Genomic DNA, 15,236 nt, shown 5'->3' on the forward strand with positions numbered 1-15,236 from the left:
GGTTTATGGGCTCGGCTAGTCCCGCACCGTCGACTCAGGCGCCGTCGATCGCCCTGCGGGCTCGTCCTCAAGCGCCGGACGGGCTGATTTTTATCAGCCCCTCTGGGGGTACCTCCCAGCGGTAGCTGGGGGAAATTGAGGAGAAAGCTCAGACCGCCGAGAGTTGCGGGTCCGCCTGGGACGGGATGCCCGGCTCGCTTCGGGGGCGTTCCCGCAGGGCCAGCAGTACTCGGACCACCGCGATCCACACCAGACACGAGCCCAGCATGTGCGCGCCGACCAGGAGTTCGGGCAGGTCCGTGAAGTACTGCACGTACCCGATCGCGCCCTGTGCGAGCAGGATCAGGAACAGGTCGCGGGTCCGGTTGAGCGGGCCCTTCGGGGCGTCGACGGCCTTGAGGACGAACCACAGCGCGAAGGTGAGCGACACCACGATCCAGGCGAGCACCGCGTGCAGCTTGGAGACGCCCTCCCAGTCGAGGCCGATGGCGCCGATGTCCATGCGCGGTACGTCACTGGAGTCGCCGGCGTGCGGACCCGAACCGGTGACCACCGTGCCGACGGCCACGAGCAGGCCCGAGGCGACGACCAGGCACCACACCAGCTGACGCACCGCCTGGCCGACGAGCGGGCGCGGCTCGGCGTCGCCCTCACCGTCGCGGGTGCGCGCCCACATCACCGTGGCGACCGTGATCAGTGCCGTGGAGAGCAGGAAGTGCGCGGCCACCGTGTACGGGTTGAGGCCGACCAGGACGACGATGCCGCCGAGCACCGCGTTGCCCATCACCAGCCAGAACTGGGTCCAGCCGAGGAGGGTCAGGGAGCGCCGGGCCGGCTTCTGCGAGCGGGCCGCGATGATCGCCCAGCCGACGGCCGCGCACAGCACGTACGCGAGCAGGCGGTTGCCGAACTCGATGTAGCCGTGCAGGCCCATCTCGCTCGTCGTGGTCAGCGAGTCGGCGGTGCACTTCGGCCAGGTCGGGCAGCCGAGGCCGGAGCCGGTGAGCCGGACGGCGCCGCCGGTCACCACGATCACGCAGCTCATGACGAGGGCGGTGAGAGCCGCCCGCCGGACCGTCCGGGTTTCGGGGGTCCAGCGCTCGGCGATGAAGGCGAGCGGATTGCGCGCGGCTTGAGCCAGTACGGCTCGGGTCAACTTCGGCACGCGCACCATCGTAGAGGTGGCCTTGTGCATCCATTCACGAGGGGGAGGGAAACGACGAAACCAGTACGGGCCTACTCCCAGCGGAAGAACCGGGCCGCGGCCGCGAGCCCGAGCACCGCCCACACCACGAGGATCCCGGCCGCGCCCCACGGCATCGACGCCCCGTGCTGCAGCACGTCGCGCAGGCCGTCCGAGAGCGCCGAGATGGGCAGCAGGCCGAGCACCGACTGCGCGGCGTCCGGGAACTTGTCGAGCGGGACGACCACGCCGCCGCCGACGAGCAGCAGCAGGAAGACCAGGTTCGCGGCGGCGAGCGTCGCCTCCGCCTTGAGCGTGCCGGCCATCAGCAGGCCGAGCCCCGAGAACGCGGCCGTGCCGAGGACGAGCAGGAGCAGTACGGCGAGCGGGTTGCCCTGCGGCGACCAGCCGAGCGCGAACGCGATCGCCGTCAGGAGCACGATCTGCAGCACCTCGGTGACCAGGACCGCCAGGGTCTTCGCGGCCATCAGCGCCCAGCGCGGCAGCGGCGAGGCGGCGAGCCGCTTCAGTACGCCGTACCGCCGCTCGAAGCCGGTCGCGATGGCCTGGCCGGTGAACGCCGTCGACATCACGGCGAGCGCGAGCACACCCGGAGTGAGGAAGTCCACGGCCTTGCCCTCGCCCGTGGCGCCGAAGTCAACGATGCTGACCGTCGAGAACAGCACCAGGAGCAGCGACGGGATCACGACCGTGAGCAGCAGCTGCTCGCCGTTGCGCAGCAGCATCCTGGTCTCCAGGGCCGCCTGCGCCGCGATCATCCGCCCGACCGGGGCCGCCCCCGGCTTCGGCGTGTACGTGCCCGAGGCCGTGGCGGGGTTCGTGTCCGCGCTCATCCGCGCAGCTCCTTACCAGTCAGTTCGAGGCTGTGTCTTCCCGGGGGACAACCCCCGGACCCCCGGCCGAGAGTCGCATCGTGCCGCGTCATGCTCGCAACTCCTTACCGGTCAGCTCGAGAAAAACGTCCTCGAGGGTGTGGCGCTCCACCGAGATGCGGTCCGGCATCACACCGTGCTGGGCGCACCAGGACGTGACGGTGGCGAGCAGCTGCGGGTCGACGGTGCCGGTGACGCGGTACGAGCCCGGGGTGAGCTCGGCCGCCGCGGTGTCCATCGGCAGGGCCTTGAGGAGCGAGGCGACATCGAGGCCGGGGCGGCCGCTGAACCGCAGGGTGTTCTCGGCGCCGCCCTTGCAGAGCCGCTCGGGGCTGCCCTGCGCGACGACCCGGCCCGCGTCGATGATCGCGACATCGTCGGCGAGCTGCTCCGCCTCGTCCATGTGGTGCGTGGTGAGGACCACGGAGACACCGTCGGCGCGCAGCTCGCGCACCAGGTCCCAGGTGGACCTGCGGGCCTGCGGGTCGAGGCCGGCGGTCGGCTCGTCCAGGAAGACGAGCTCGGGGCGCCCGACCACCGCCATGGCGAGCGCGAGCCGCTGCTGCTGCCCGCCGGAGAGCCGCCGGTAGCTCGTACGGCCGCAACTGCCCAGGCCCAGGCGCTCGATGAGGGCGTCCACGTCGAGCGGGTGGGCGTGCAGCTTGGCCATGTGGCGGAGCATTTCGTCGGCGCGGGCGCCCGAGTACACGCCGCCGGACTGCAGCATCACGCCGATACGGGGGCGCAGCGCGGCGGCCTGTGTGACCGGGTCGAGGCCGAGGACGCGGACCTCGCCGGCGTCCGGCCTGCGGTAGCCCTCGCAGGTCTCGATCGTGGTGGTCTTGCCGGCGCCGTTCGGGCCGAGGACCGCGGTGATACCCGGCTGGGCCGTGAGGTCGAGGCCGTCGACCGCGGTCTTCGGTCCGTACCGCTTCACCAGGCCGCGTACCTGGAGGACGCCGCCTGCGCCGGGCTCTTGATGCATGCGGGGAAGTCTAGAGAGCGGCGCCGGGGGCCCGGGACCTGGCCCCGGGCGAGCTGGTGGGTTCGTACCGGGCGAGGGGCCCACAAGGCGGGCGGTGCCGTAGGAACGTACGCAGATTAGGTGAACCTTAGTGATCGAGGCCACCGGCGGGCTGATCGGTCGCGGCTTGTCGGGGCCTGAGGAATTACGCAACAATGGCGTTGTGAAAAACGTTGGCGAAGCTCCCCAGGAGGAACTCGCGACCGGCGAGCGCAGTACGCGCAACCGGATCGCGCGCTCCGTCCTGGACCACGGTCCGTCCACCGTGGCCGAGCTCGCGGGCCGTCTCGGCCTCACCCACGCCGCGGTGCGCAGGCACCTCGACGCCCTGGTCGCCGATGACGTCGTGGCCCCCCGTGAGCAGCGGGTGTACGGCACCCGTACCCGCGGCAGGCCGGCCAAGGTGTTCGCGCTCACCGACTGCGGCCGGGACGCCTTCGACCAGTCCTACGACAAGCTGGCCGCCGAGGCGCTGCACTGGATCTCCCAGTCGGCCGGCGGCGGTGAGCTCGGCGAGGCCGCGGTCTCCGCGTTCGCCCGCGCCCGGCTCGCCGCGACCGCCGAGAAGTACCGCGAGCAGCTGACCGCCGTGGCCCCCGAGCAGCGCGCGGAGACCCTGGCCAGAGCGCTGACAGCCGACGGGTACGCTGCTACGGCGCGTAGCGCACCGGTCGGCGAGCAGCTGTGTCAGCACCACTGCCCTGTCGCCCATGTGGCCGAGCAGTTCCCGCAGCTGTGCGAGGCGGAGACAGAACTCTTCAGCCGTCTGCTCGGCACTCATGTGCAGCGACTGGCCACCATCGCCCACGGGGACGGGGTGTGCACCACCTTCATCCCCCGTGCCGAAACCGTCTCGCCACAGCACCAACCGAAGACCACCACAGCATCTGCAAGCACGGCCGGGAGGAACCCCGCATGACGCTCCCCATCGAGGAGACTGCCCACCCTGAGCTCGAGGGTCTGGGCAAGTACGAATACGGCTGGGCCGACTCCGACGCCGCCGGTGCCTCTGCCAAGCGCGGCATCAACGAGGACGTCGTCCGCGACATCTCGGCGAAGAAGAACGAGCCGGAGTGGATGACGAAGCTCCGCCTCAAGGGCCTGCGCCTGTTCGACAAGAAGCCCATGCCGAACTGGGGCTCCGACCTCTCCGGCATCGACTTCGACAACATCAAGTACTTCGTGCGCTCCACCGAGAAGCAGGCCCAGTCCTGGGAGGACCTGCCGGAGGACATCAAGAACACGTACGACAAGCTCGGCATCCCCGAGGCGGAGAAGCAGCGCCTCGTCGCCGGTGTCGCGGCTCAGTACGAGTCGGAGGTCGTCTACCACCAGATCCGTGAGGACCTGGAGGAGCAGGGCGTCATCTTCGTCGACACCGACACCGCCCTGAAGGAGCACGAGGAACTCTTCAAGGAGTACTTCGGCACCGTCATCCCGGTCGGCGACAACAAGTTCGCCTCGCTCAACACCGCGGTGTGGTCCGGCGGCTCCTTCATCTACGTCCCCAAGGGCGTGAACGTCGAGATCCCGCTGCAGGCCTACTTCCGGATCAACACCGAGAACATGGGCCAGTTCGAGCGGACGCTGATCGTCGTCGACGAGGACGCCTACGTCCACTACGTCGAGGGCTGCACCGCGCCGATCTACCAGTCGGACTCGCTGCACTCCGCGGTCGTCGAGATCATCGTGAAGAAGGGCGCCCGCTGCCGTTACACGACCATCCAGAACTGGTCGAACAACGTCTACAACCTGGTCACCAAGCGCGCCGTGGCGTACGAGGGCGCGACCATGGAGTGGATCGACGGCAACATCGGCTCCAAGGTCACCATGAAGTACCCGGCCGTCTACCTGATGGGCGAGCACGCCAAGGGCGAGACCCTGTCCATCGCCTTCGCGGGCGAGGGCCAGCACCAGGACGCCGGCTCCAAGATGGTCCACATGGCGCCCAACACCTCGTCCAACATCGTCTCCAAGTCGGTGGCCCGCGGCGGCGGTCGTACGTCGTACCGCGGCCTGGTCGAGATCGGCGAGGGCGCCCACGGCTCGAAGTCGAACGTGCTGTGCGACGCGCTGCTCGTCGACACCATCTCGCGCTCCGACACGTACCCGTACGTCGACGTCCGCGAGGACGACGTCTCCATGGGCCACGAGGCGACCGTCTCCAAGGTCTCCGATGACCAGCTCTTCTACCTGATGAGCCGCGGCATGACGGAGTTCGAGGCGATGGCGATGATCGTGCGCGGCTTCGTCGAGCCGATCGCCAAGGAGCTGCCGATGGAGTACGCCCTGGAGCTCAACCGGCTGATCGAGCTGCAGATGGAGGGCGCGGTCGGTTAACCACCGGTCGCTGGGGGCCGGTCACCAAGGCCGGCTCCCGCTCCTCGATCCGAAGCAGCTACACGTCTTGATCCAAGAAAGTGAGCACTACGACAGCCATGGCTGAGGCTCAGAATCTCCCGGTGGGTTCCACCACCGCCGGCTCGGTCGCGGTGGCCGCCGAGTCCACCGTCGCTACGCGCATGAGCGCGCCCCCGTCGTTCGACGTGGCCGACTTCCCGGTCCCGCACGGCCGCGAGGAGGAGTGGCGCTTCACTCCGCTCGACCGCCTCAAGGGACTGCACGACGGCACCGCGAAGGCCGACGGCGCCCTGAAGGCCGAGATCGACGCGCCCGACGGCGTCACCGTCGAGTCCGTCGGCCGGGACGACGCGCGCATCGGCAAGGCGGGCACGCCCGTCGACCGCGTCGCCGCGCAGGCGTTCTCCTCCTTCGAGAAGGCCACCGTCGTCTCGGTCCCCAAGGAGCAGGTGCTCGACCAGCCCGTGCGCGTCACGCTGCACGGCGAGGGCGGCACCACCTTCGGGCACACCGTCTTCGACATCGGCGCCTTCGCCGAGGCTGTCATCGTCATCGACCACACCGGTGACGCCGTGCGCGCCGCCAACGTCGACTTCATCGTCGGCGACGGCGCCAAGGTCACCGTGGTCTCCGTGCAGGACTGGGACGACACCGCCGTCCACGTCTCCCAGCACAACGCCCTGATCGGCCGCGACGCCACCTTCAAGTCGGTCGTCGTGACCTTCGGCGGCGACCTCGTCCGCATCCACCCGCGCGTCAACTACGCGGGCCCCGGCGGCGAGGCCGAGCTGATCGGCCTGTACTTCACGGACGCCGGCCAGCACCAGGAGCACCGCCTCCTGGTCGACCACGCCGTCCCGCACTGCAAGTCCAACGTCGTGTACAAGGGCGCCCTGCAGGGCGAGGGCGCGCACGCCGTGTGGATCGGTGACGTCCTCATCGAGGCCGCCGCCGAGGGCACCGACACGTACGAGATGAACCGCAACCTGGTTCTGACCGACGGTGCCCGGGTCGACTCCGTGCCGAACCTGGAGATCGAGACCGGCGAGATCGTCGGCGCGGGGCACGCCTCCGCGACCGGCCGCTTCGACGACGAGCAGCTGTTCTACCTGCAGTCCCGCGGCATCCCGGCCGACGACGCCCGCCGCCTCGTGGTCCGTGGCTTCTTCGCCGAGCTGGTCCAGCAGATCGGTGTCCCGGACATCGAGGAGCGCCTCCTCGCCAAGATCGAGGCCGAGCTGGCGGAGTCGGTCTGATGGCCTTCGTCAAAGTGTGTGCGCTGAGCGAGCTGGAGGAGGACACCCCGAAGCGGGTGGAACTCGACGGCACGCCGGTGTCCGTAGTCAAGACCGAGGGCGAGGTGTACGCGATCAACGACATCTGCTCGCACGCGAACGTCTCCCTCTCGGAGGGCGAGGTCGAAGACTGCATGATCGAGTGCTGGCTGCACGGTTCCAGCTTCGACCTGCGCACCGGCAAGCCGTCCGGGCTTCCCGCGACGCGCCCCGTCCCCGTATACCCCGTACAGATCGAAGGGGACGATGTGCTCGTCTCCGTCACCCAGGAGTCCTGAGGCACATGGCAACGCTTGAAATCCGCGACCTGCACGTTTCCGTCGAGGTCGACAACGGCACCAAGGAAATCCTCAAGGGTGTCGACCTGACCGTGAAGCAGGGCGAGACGCACGCCATCATGGGCCCGAACGGCTCCGGCAAGTCCACGCTCGCGTACTCCATCGCAGGTCACCCCAAGTACACGATCACCAGCGGCACCGTCACCCTCGACGGCGAGGACGTCCTCGAGATGTCCGTCGACGAGCGCGCCCGCGCCGGCATGTTCCTCGCCATGCAGTACCCGGTCGAGGTCCCCGGCGTCTCGGTCTCCAACTTCCTGCGTACGTCGGCCACCGCGATCCGCGGCGAGGCCCCCAAGCTGCGTACCTGGGTGAAGGAGGTCAAGGGTGCGATGGAGCAGCTCCAGATGGACCCGGCCTTCGCCGAGCGCAACGTGAACGAGGGCTTCTCCGGCGGTGAGAAGAAGCGCCACGAGATCCTGCAGATGGAGCTCCTCAAGCCGAAGATCGCGATCCTCGACGAGACCGACTCCGGCCTCGACGTCGACGCCCTGCGCCAGGTTTCGGACGGCGTCAACCGCGTCCGTGAGACCGGTGAGGTCGGCACCCTGCTGATCACGCACTACACGCGCATCCTGCGCTACATCAAGCCGGACTTCGTGCACGTCTTCTCGGCGGGCCGGATCGTCGAGTCCGGCGGCCCGGAGCTGGCCGACACGCTCGAGGCCGAGGGCTACGAGAAGTACACGAAGGGTGGCGTATCTGCGTGACACAGCTGCCGGGCCTCCTCGACACCGAGGCAATCCGCAAGGACTTCCCGATCCTCGACCGGGTGCTCCACGACGGCAAGAAGCTCGTCTACCTGGACAACGCGGCGACCTCCCAGACGCCGCGCCAGGTGCTCGACGTGCTCACCGAGTACTACGAGCAGCACAACGCCAATGTCCACCGCGGCGTGCACGTCCTCGCCGAGGAGGCCACGGCGCTGTACGAGGGCGCGCGTGACAAGGTCGCCGAGTTCATCAACGCGCCGAGCCGCAACGAGGTCATCTTCACCAAGAACGCCTCGGAGTCGCTCAACCTCGTTGCGAACATGCTCGGTTGGGCCGACGAGCCCTACCGGGTGGACAGCGACACCGAGATCGTCATCACGGAGATGGAGCACCACTCCAACATCGTTCCCTGGCAGCTGCTCGCGCAGCGCACGGGCGCGAAGCTGAAGTGGTTCGGCCTCACCGACGACGGCCGCCTCGACCTGTCGAACATCAACGAGATCATCAACGAGAAGACGAAGATCGTCTCCTTCACGCTGGTCTCGAACATCATGGGCACCGTCAACCCGGTCGAGGCCATCGTGCGCCGCGCCCAGGAAGTCGGCGCGCTGGTCTGCGTCGACGCTTCGCAGGCCGCGCCGCACATGCCGCTCGACGTACAGGCGCTGCAGGCCGACTTCGTGGCCTTCACCGGCCACAAGATGTGCGGCCCGACCGGTATCGGCGTGCTGTGGGGACGGCAGGAACTCCTGGAGGACCTGCCCCCGTTCCTCGGCGGCGGCGAGATGATCGAGACGGTCTCGATGCACTCGTCGACGTACGCTCCGGCGCCGCACAAGTTCGAGGCGGGCACCCCGCCGATCTCGCAGGCCATCGGCCTCGGGGCGGCGGTGGACTACCTCACCTCGATCGGCATGGACAAGATCGCGCAGCATGAGCACGCGATCACCGAGTACGCGGTGAAGCGCCTCCAGGAGGTGCCGGACCTGCGGATCATCGGACCCACCACGGCCGAGGACCGCGGCGCGGCGATCTCCTTCACGCTCGGTGACATCCACCCGCACGACGTGGGCCAGGTCCTCGACGAGCAGGGCATCGCGGTCCGCGTGGGTCACCACTGCGCCCGCCCGGTCTGCCTGCGGTACGGAATTCCCGCGACCACGCGAGCGTCGTTCTATCTGTACTCCACGCCGGCCGAGGTGGACGCCTTGATCGACGGCCTGGAGCATGTACGGAACTTCTTCGGCTGAGGACACGGGACACAGGGACAGACAGGGCTGACTGGTGAAGCTGGACTCCATGTACCAGGACGTGATCCTGGACCACTACAAGCACCCGCACGGGCGTGGTCTGCGCGACGGCGACGCCGAGGTGCACCACGTCAACCCGACGTGTGGCGACGAGATCACGCTCCGGGTGAAGTACGACGGCGAGCGCATCGCGGACGTGTCGTACGAGGGCCAGGGCTGCTCGATCAGCCAGGCCAGTGCGTCCGTGCTCAATGAGCTCCTGGTCGGTAAGGAACTGGCCGAGGCGCAGCGGATCCAGGGCGTGTTCCTGGAGCTGATGCAGTCCAAGGGCAAGATCGAGCCGGACGACGCGATGGAGGAGACCCTGGAGGACGCCGTCGCGTTCGCCGGGGTGTCCAAGTACCCGGCACGGGTGAAGTGCGCGCTGCTGAGCTGGATGGCGTGGAAGGACGCGACCGCCCAGGCCTTCGGCGACGAGACCAATGCGAGGAAGACCGCATGAGTGACAACGAGACGGCCACCCTGAAGCCGGCGTCCGAAGAAGAGGTGCGCGAGGCGCTCTACGACGTCGTCGACCCCGAGCTGGGCATCGACGTCGTCAACCTCGGCCTGATCTACGGCATTCACGTCGACGACGCGAACATCGCCACGATCGACATGACGCTCACGTCCGCGGCCTGCCCGCTGACCGACGTCATCGAGGACCAGGCGAAGTCGGCCACCGACGGCATCGTGAACGAGCTCCGGATCAACTGGGTCTGGATGCCGCCGTGGGGCCCCGACAAGATCACGGACGACGGCCGCGAGCAGCTGCGGGCGCTCGGGTTCAACGTCTGATCCCGTCTGATCCCGTTCGACGTCTGAGCCCCTTCGACGTCTGAGCCACCCCGCGTACGTACGCATGTGGAGGCCCCCGGAGAGTTCGCTCTCCGGGGGCCTTCACACGTATGGGGGTCTGTTGGCGGTCTGTTCGTGCGGGTCGCTCAGGGGCCGTAGGTCCCGTACGGCGGGGCCGGGGCCGGGTTCGCGGGGGTGAGCGGGACGCCTGCGGCCTCGGCCAGGGTGACGTCCAGGCTCTCCTTGCGGATGCGCTGATCGACGTAGAGCAGGCCGATGGCGAGCTGCGGGAACAGGGCCGTCACCAGCTGGCTGAACAGGGCGCCGAGCATGATGAACAGCATGAACACGCTCATGACGGCGAAGATCTCGCTGGGCTCGGGCTCGGGGCCCACCATGTTGGCGCCCGGTACGGCGGAGAACATGCCGAGCATGTTGAACGGGATCTGGATGAAGTACCCGGCGATCGAAGCCATCAGGTAGACGAGCAGCGAGATACCGAAGATCCGCCACCAGGAGCCGCGCACCAGGCGGGTCGAGCGGCGCAGCGCGGTGACCGGGCCGGCCGTCTCGAACACCGCGACGGCCGGGGCCAGGCTGAAGCGGATCCACAGCCAGATGACGAGCGGCATCAGGGCGAGCAGGCCGAGGAACCACAGGGCGATCACGGGCCCCGGCGAGGTGTGGTCGGTGACCGCGATGATCGACACGGTCAGGGCGAGGCCGAAGAAGAGCAGGAACGGCACGGCCAGGATCAGCGAGGTCAGCAGTCCGGTGCCGAGGACGGCCGGTACGCGGGCCAGGGTGCGGCGCCAGACCGTGCCGAACGTCGCGGGCTTGCCGAGCACCGCGTCCTGAAGGGCCGCCGGGCAGACCGCGGAGACCATCGAGGACGCGAGCAGCATCACGATCAGCGCGAACACCCACACCGCCGACCCCGCGACGATCAGCGGCAGGGTGTCGGACCAGTGCGGATCGTCGCCGCCGCGCACATCGAGGACGGCGTGCAGATGGTCGCCGACGATCAGGTACGCGAGGCCCGCGGCGAGGACGAGGGTCAGGATGGCGCCGCCGTACGCGATCAGCGATATCCCGAACAGGGTCTTCCAGCAGCGGCCGAGCGCGGAGAAGGTGCCGCCGAGTATGTCGCCGAGCTGCAGCGGGCGCAGCGGGATCACCCCGGGCTGCGGCGCGGCCGGCGGGGGTCTCCAGGTCGTACCGGTTCACGATCTGGCGCAGGGCGAACTCGAAGAGCGGGGTGCGGGGTTCGACCAGGTCGGCGACCGCTTCGTCGCCCTTGGCGAGGCGCAGGTCGCAGGGGTCCATGCCGTCGGGGGCGATCGCGATGTACGTCTCGGCGGCGAACTTCTGGTCGTCCTCGAAGGCGCGCAGGGCGGCCTTCTGCCCGGCCGCGTCGCCGTCGAAGGTGAAGATCACGCGCGCCGAGCCGTTGTCCATGAGCAGGCGGCGGAGGATCTTGATGTGGTCGCCGCCGAAGGCGGTGCCGCAGGTCGCGATGGCGGTGGTGACTCCGGCGAGGTGGCAGGCCATCACGTCCGTGTACCCCTCGACCACGACCGCGCGGGAGACCTTGGCGATGTCCTTCTTGGCCAGGTCGATGCCGTACAGCACCTGGCTTTTCTTGTAGATCGGGGTCTCGGGGGTGTTGAGGTACTTCGGGCCGTTGTCGTCGTCGCGGAGCTTGCGGGCGCCGAAGCCGACGACCTCGCCGGAGATGTCCCGGATCGGCCACATCAGGCGGCCGCGGAAGCGGTCGATGGGGCCGCGGCGGCCCTCCTGGGAGAGGCCGGAGAGGATCAGCTCCTTGTCGCTGAAGCCCTGGCCGCGCAGAAAGCGGGTGAGGTGGTCCCAGCCCGCCGGGCTGTACCCGACGCCGAAGTGCGCCGCGGCGGCCTGGTCGAAGCCGCGCTCGGCGAGGAACTTACGGCCGATCTCCGCCTCGGCGCCGTCCAGCTGCTCGATGTAGTACTTCGCGGCCACCTGGTGCGCCTCGACCAGGCGGATGCGCTCGCCGCGCTGGTGGGAGGGGTTGTACCCGCCCTCTTCGTACCGCAGCGTGATGCCCGCCTGGGCGGCGAGGCGCTCGACCGTCTCCGAGAAGGAGAGGTGGTCGAGCTTCATCACGAAGGCGATCGTGTCGCCGCCTTCCTGGCAGCCGAAGCAGTGGAAGAGACCCTTGCTCGGGCTGACCTGGAAGGACGGCGACTTCTCGTCGTGGAAGGGGCACAGGCCCTTCAGATTGCCGCCGCCGGCGTTCCGCAGCTGGAGGTACTCGGATACGACGGCGTCGATCGGGACCGCGTCCCGTACCGCCTTCACGTCCTCGTCGTTGATCCGTCCTGCCACGCGGCAAGTCTACGGTGGCGCACTGACATGCCGGCCCGCCCCGTGCCTCAGCCCTCCAGGAGCGAGTCCAGCGGGACGCCCGGGTCCGCGAGACGGTCCTGGTCGGGGCGCGCACCGGCCCTGATCAGCGCCTGGATGGGATCGGTCACGTCCCAGACGTTGACGTTCATGCCCGCGAGGAGCCGGCCTTCGGACAGCCAGAACGCGATGAACTCGCGCTTGGTGGCGTCCCCTCGGATCACCACCTGGTCGTAGCTGCCGGGCGGCGCCCAGCCGGAGAACTCCAGGCCCACGTCGTACTGGTCGGAGAAGAAGTACGGCACCCGGTCGTACGTCACGTCCCGGCCGAGCATGGCGCGGGCCGCGGCGGGGCCGCCGTTGAGGGCGTTGGCCCAGTGCTCGACGCGCAGCCGGGTGCCGAACAGCGGGTGCTGGGCGGCGGCCGCGTCGCCCGCGGCGTAGATGTCCGGGTCCGAGGTGCGCAGCCGGGTGTCGACCGCGATGCCGCCGCCGTGCGCCCGGTCGGCCAGTTCGAGCCCGGCGGACTCGGCGAGCGCGGTGCGCGGGGCGGCGCCGATGGCGGCGAGTACGTCGTGCGCGGGGTGCTCGTCGCCGTCGTCGGTGCGGGCGGCGAGGACCATGCCGTCCTGGCCGGTGATCTCGGTGAGCCGGGCGCCGAAGTGGAAGCGGACGCCGTGCTCCTGGTGCAGGTCGGCGAAGAGGCGCCCGATCTCGGGGCCGAGCACCGCGTGCAGCGGGGTCGCCTCGGGCTCGACGACGGTGACCTCCGCGCCGTACGCCCGCGCGGCGGCGGCGACCTCGAGGCCGATCCAGCCGGCGCCGGCGATCACCAGGTGGCCGTTGTCCCGGCCGAGGGCGGCGAGCACGCCCTTGAGGCGCTCGGCGTGCCCGATACGGCGCAGGTGGTGCACGCCCGCGAGGTCGGTGCCGGGGATGTCCAGGCGGCGCGGCTCGGAGCCGGTGGCGAGGAGCAGCTTGTCGTAGCGCACGAGGGTGCCGTCGCCCAGGCGCACCGACTTGTCGGCGCGGTCGACGGCGACGGCGGGCAGGCCGAGGTGCAGTTCGATGTCGTGCCGTGCGTACCAGGCGGGTTCGTGCACGAAGATGCTGTCGCGCTCCTCCTTGCCGAGGAGGTAGCCCTTGGAGAGCGGCGGGCGTTCGTACGGGCGCTCTCTTTCGTCACAGATGAGGATCACCCGGCCGGTGAACCCCTCCGCACGAAGAGTTTCGGCCGCCTTTGCGCCGGCCAGGCCGCCTCCGACGATGACGAACGTCTGATCCGCGTCGACCACTTGATGCCTCCTCACAACCGTGCCGCCACTTGCGGGCTGCCCGCACGCAGCGTGGCCGCCATCTGCGAGCGTCCCGCACGGAGCGTAATGGGGGAAGGGGCCGTAACCCCTACGTGGCTAGATCACATCAGGTGCGCGCGGCGATCCGGGTCAGGTTCGGCCACCGGTGAGGCGCGCGTGCAGGGAGCGTGCGGAGGCGTCGGTGAGCGCGGCGATCTGGTCGACGACGACCCGCTTGCGCGCCGTGTCGTCGGGGGCGGCGTCGAACAGGGCCCGGAACTGCGGGTCGAGGTCTCTCGGGGCGCGCGCGGTGAGCGCGGCGGCGAGCTCCGCGATGACGACGCGCTGGTCGGCGCGGAGCCGCTCCTGCTCGTCGCGCTGCATCACGTACCGGTCGGCGACGGCCTTGAGTACGGCACATTCATGGCGGGTTTCGATCGGTACGACGAGCTCCGCGGCGTATCTCGTCAGGGGGCCGTTTCCGTGTCTCGCGCGCGTGGCTCCCTCCGCCGCGAGGCAGAAGCGGCCGATCAACTGGCTGGTGGCGTCCTTGAGCCGGGCCTGCGCGACGGCCGTGCCGTCGTACCCGTGCGGCCACCACTCCTGGTCGAGGAGGCGGTCGAGGGCCGCGGCGAGCTCGGCCGGATCGGTGTCTTCCGGAACGTACCGCCCGCGGGCCACGGCGAAGATCTCCTGGCGTTCGGGCTCGGCGTGCAGCCAGTTGGGGTCGATGTGGCCGGCGTGCAGGCCGTCCTCGACGTCGTGCACCGAGTACGCCACGTCGTCCGACCAGTCCATGACCTGCGCCTCGAAGCAGGTGCGGTGGCCTGGGGCGCCCTTGCGGATCCAGTCGAACACGGGGCGGTCGTCGTCGTACACCCCGAACTTGGCGGAGGCCGGGTCGGTGGGGTGGGCGCCGCGCGGCCAGGGGTACTTGGTGGCGGCGTCGAGGGCGCCACGCGTGAGGTTGAGGCCGACGCTGACGAGGCCGCCGGTGGCCTCGGAGTGCACGAAGCGCTTGGGCTCGATGCGGGTGAGGAGGCGGAGCGAGTGGGCGTTCCCCTCGAAGCCGCCGCAGTCGGCCGCGAATTCGTTGAGCGCCTGCTCGCCGTTGTGCCCGAAGGGCGGGTGGCCCAGGTCGTGGGAGAGGCAGGCGGTCTCCACCAGGTCCGGGTCGCAGCCGAGGGCGGCGCCCAGCTCGCGGCCCACCTGGGCGCACTCCAGGGAGTGCGTGAGGCGGGTGCGGGGGCTGGCGTCCCAGCCCTCCCCCGGTCCGCCGAGGCCGCGCGTGCGGGGCAGTGTGCCCGGCGTGACGACCTGGGTCTTGCCCGCGAGCCGGCGCAGCGCGGAGGAGTGCAGCACGCGCGCGCGGTCGCGCTGGAAGGCGGTGCGGCCCGGCCGCTTGTCGGGCTCGGGCGCCCAGCGCTCGGTGTCGTCTTCGTCATACGTGCGGGACATGCGTCCGACAGTAGACGGAAGGAATGACAATCCGGGCGCGAAGGTCCTGAGTGGAACCGTCGTACGGGTCTGTGGAGGTCAGGCCGTGGCCAGGTGGAGGTGGGGCGTGGCGGGGCGGGCGTAGGTGTGGGCCGCCTCGTCGTAGCGGTGCAGGAGGAGTTCGGCCACGGCCGGGTGGGTGCCGAGAGGGGCGGAGGCGATCCC

Annotated in this window: 14 protein-coding genes and 2 pseudogenes; 8 read left to right on the forward strand and 8 right to left on the reverse strand. The window is 69.7% G+C overall.

What is annotated here, in order from left to right; genetic code table 11:
* Positions 1–148: 148 nt before the first annotated feature.
* The 3 genes from GUY60_RS20970 to GUY60_RS20980 all read right to left on the reverse strand — a co-directional run bounded on the left by GUY60_RS20970 (position 149) and on the right by GUY60_RS20980 (position 3,061).
* On the reverse strand, positions 149–1,174 hold the full coding sequence (locus GUY60_RS20970) for a COX15/CtaA family protein (protein WP_376771286.1): 1,026 nt from the start codon (positions 1,172–1,174) through the stop codon (positions 149–151).
* Positions 1,175–1,236: 62 nt separating this feature from the next.
* Complete coding sequence (locus GUY60_RS20975; protein ID WP_161700116.1) at positions 1,237–2,037, reverse strand: ABC transporter permease; 801 nt, start codon at positions 2,035–2,037, stop codon at positions 1,237–1,239.
* An 88-nt stretch (positions 2,038–2,125) separates the two neighbouring features.
* Positions 2,126–3,061: an ABC transporter ATP-binding protein gene (locus GUY60_RS20980; protein ID WP_161700117.1), complete on the reverse strand. Its 936-nt coding sequence runs from the start codon at positions 3,059–3,061 to the stop codon at positions 2,126–2,128.
* Positions 3,062–3,263: 202 nt separating this feature from the next.
* Between GUY60_RS20980 and GUY60_RS20985 the strand changes: the two genes are divergently transcribed.
* The 8 genes from GUY60_RS20985 to GUY60_RS21020 all read left to right on the forward strand — a co-directional run bounded on the left by GUY60_RS20985 (position 3,264) and on the right by GUY60_RS21020 (position 9,894).
* Positions 3,264–4,019 (forward strand): helix-turn-helix transcriptional regulator, encoded by a 756-nt coding sequence (locus GUY60_RS20985; protein WP_161700120.1) that lies wholly within the window; start codon positions 3,264–3,266, stop codon positions 4,017–4,019.
* Positions 4,016–5,440 (forward strand): Fe-S cluster assembly protein SufB, encoded by a 1,425-nt coding sequence (gene sufB / locus GUY60_RS20990; protein WP_161700122.1) that lies wholly within the window; start codon positions 4,016–4,018, stop codon positions 5,438–5,440. The genes GUY60_RS20985 and sufB overlap by 4 nt, the downstream gene beginning before the upstream one ends.
* A gap of 98 nt (positions 5,441–5,538) precedes the next feature.
* Positions 5,539–6,717, forward strand: a complete 1,179-nt coding sequence (gene sufD, locus GUY60_RS20995) for a Fe-S cluster assembly protein SufD (RefSeq protein ID WP_161700125.1) — start codon at positions 5,539–5,541, stop codon at positions 6,715–6,717.
* Positions 6,717–7,034 (forward strand): bifunctional 3-phenylpropionate/cinnamic acid dioxygenase ferredoxin subunit, encoded by a 318-nt coding sequence (locus GUY60_RS21000; RefSeq protein WP_161700127.1) that lies wholly within the window; start codon positions 6,717–6,719, stop codon positions 7,032–7,034. Before sufD ends, GUY60_RS21000 begins: the two co-directional genes overlap by 1 nt.
* 5 nt (positions 7,035–7,039) lie before the next feature.
* On the forward strand, positions 7,040–7,804 hold the full coding sequence (gene sufC, locus GUY60_RS21005; protein WP_161700129.1) for a Fe-S cluster assembly ATPase SufC: 765 nt from the start codon (positions 7,040–7,042) through the stop codon (positions 7,802–7,804).
* Positions 7,801–9,057 (forward strand): cysteine desulfurase, encoded by a 1,257-nt coding sequence (locus tag GUY60_RS21010; RefSeq protein ID WP_161700131.1) that lies wholly within the window; start codon positions 7,801–7,803, stop codon positions 9,055–9,057. The genes sufC and GUY60_RS21010 overlap by 4 nt, the downstream gene beginning before the upstream one ends.
* A 34-nt stretch (positions 9,058–9,091) precedes the next feature.
* Entirely contained in the window at positions 9,092–9,559 is a 468-nt protein-coding gene (gene sufU, locus GUY60_RS21015; protein ID WP_161700133.1) for a Fe-S cluster assembly sulfur transfer protein SufU, read from the forward strand.
* Positions 9,556–9,894: a metal-sulfur cluster assembly factor gene (locus tag GUY60_RS21020; RefSeq protein ID WP_161700135.1), complete on the forward strand. Its 339-nt coding sequence runs from the start codon at positions 9,556–9,558 to the stop codon at positions 9,892–9,894. Before sufU ends, GUY60_RS21020 begins: the two co-directional genes overlap by 4 nt.
* Positions 9,895–10,040: 146 nt before the next feature.
* Here the strand turns inward: GUY60_RS21020 and GUY60_RS21025 are convergent, their stop codons facing one another.
* The 5 genes and pseudogenes from GUY60_RS21025 to GUY60_RS39975 all read right to left on the reverse strand — a co-directional run.
* Positions 10,041–11,072, reverse strand: coding sequence for a DUF7847 domain-containing protein (locus GUY60_RS21025; protein WP_161700137.1), 1,032 nt, complete (start codon positions 11,070–11,072; stop codon positions 10,041–10,043).
* Positions 11,044–12,261, reverse strand: a pseudogene (dnaG, locus tag GUY60_RS21030) (DNA primase); the annotation flags it as partial. The gene GUY60_RS21025 and the pseudogene dnaG, both read right to left, overlap by 29 nt.
* 47 nt (positions 12,262–12,308) lie before the next feature.
* Positions 12,309–13,574, reverse strand: a complete 1,266-nt coding sequence (locus GUY60_RS21035) for an NAD(P)/FAD-dependent oxidoreductase (protein WP_161700139.1) — start codon at positions 13,572–13,574, stop codon at positions 12,309–12,311.
* 150 nt (positions 13,575–13,724) lie between these two features.
* Positions 13,725–15,032 (reverse strand): deoxyguanosinetriphosphate triphosphohydrolase, encoded by a 1,308-nt coding sequence (locus GUY60_RS21040; RefSeq protein ID WP_161700141.1) that lies wholly within the window; start codon positions 15,030–15,032, stop codon positions 13,725–13,727.
* A gap of 78 nt (positions 15,033–15,110) precedes the next feature.
* Positions 15,111–15,236: pseudogene (locus tag GUY60_RS39975) on the reverse strand (sirohydrochlorin chelatase); the annotation flags it as partial.

The organism is Streptomyces boluensis (assembly GCF_009908195.1).
Classification (GTDB): Bacteria; Actinomycetota; Actinomycetes; order Streptomycetales; family Streptomycetaceae; genus Streptomyces; species Streptomyces boluensis.

What these genes read in the sequence shown, in the direction of transcription:
- GUY60_RS20970 (WP_376771286.1), bottom strand. Translation starts at nt 1,174, where the DNA reads ATGGTGCGCGTGCCGAAGTTGACCCGAGCCGTACTGGCTCAAGCCGCG.
- GUY60_RS20975 (WP_161700116.1), bottom strand. Translation starts at nt 2,037, where the DNA reads ATGAGCGCGGACACGAACCCCGCCACGGCCTCGGGCACGTACACGCCG.
- GUY60_RS20980 (WP_161700117.1), bottom strand. Translation starts at nt 3,061, where the DNA reads ATGCATCAAGAGCCCGGCGCAGGCGGCGTCCTCCAGGTACGCGGCCTG.
- sufB (WP_161700122.1), top strand. Translation starts at nt 4,016, where the DNA reads ATGACGCTCCCCATCGAGGAGACTGCCCACCCTGAGCTCGAGGGTCTG.
- sufD (WP_161700125.1), top strand. Translation starts at nt 5,539, where the DNA reads ATGGCTGAGGCTCAGAATCTCCCGGTGGGTTCCACCACCGCCGGCTCG.
- GUY60_RS21000 (WP_161700127.1), top strand. Translation starts at nt 6,717, where the DNA reads ATGGCCTTCGTCAAAGTGTGTGCGCTGAGCGAGCTGGAGGAGGACACC.
- sufC (WP_161700129.1), top strand. Translation starts at nt 7,040, where the DNA reads ATGGCAACGCTTGAAATCCGCGACCTGCACGTTTCCGTCGAGGTCGAC.
- GUY60_RS21020 (WP_161700135.1), top strand. Translation starts at nt 9,556, where the DNA reads ATGAGTGACAACGAGACGGCCACCCTGAAGCCGGCGTCCGAAGAAGAG.
- GUY60_RS21040 (WP_161700141.1), bottom strand. Translation starts at nt 15,032, where the DNA reads ATGTCCCGCACGTATGACGAAGACGACACCGAGCGCTGGGCGCCCGAG.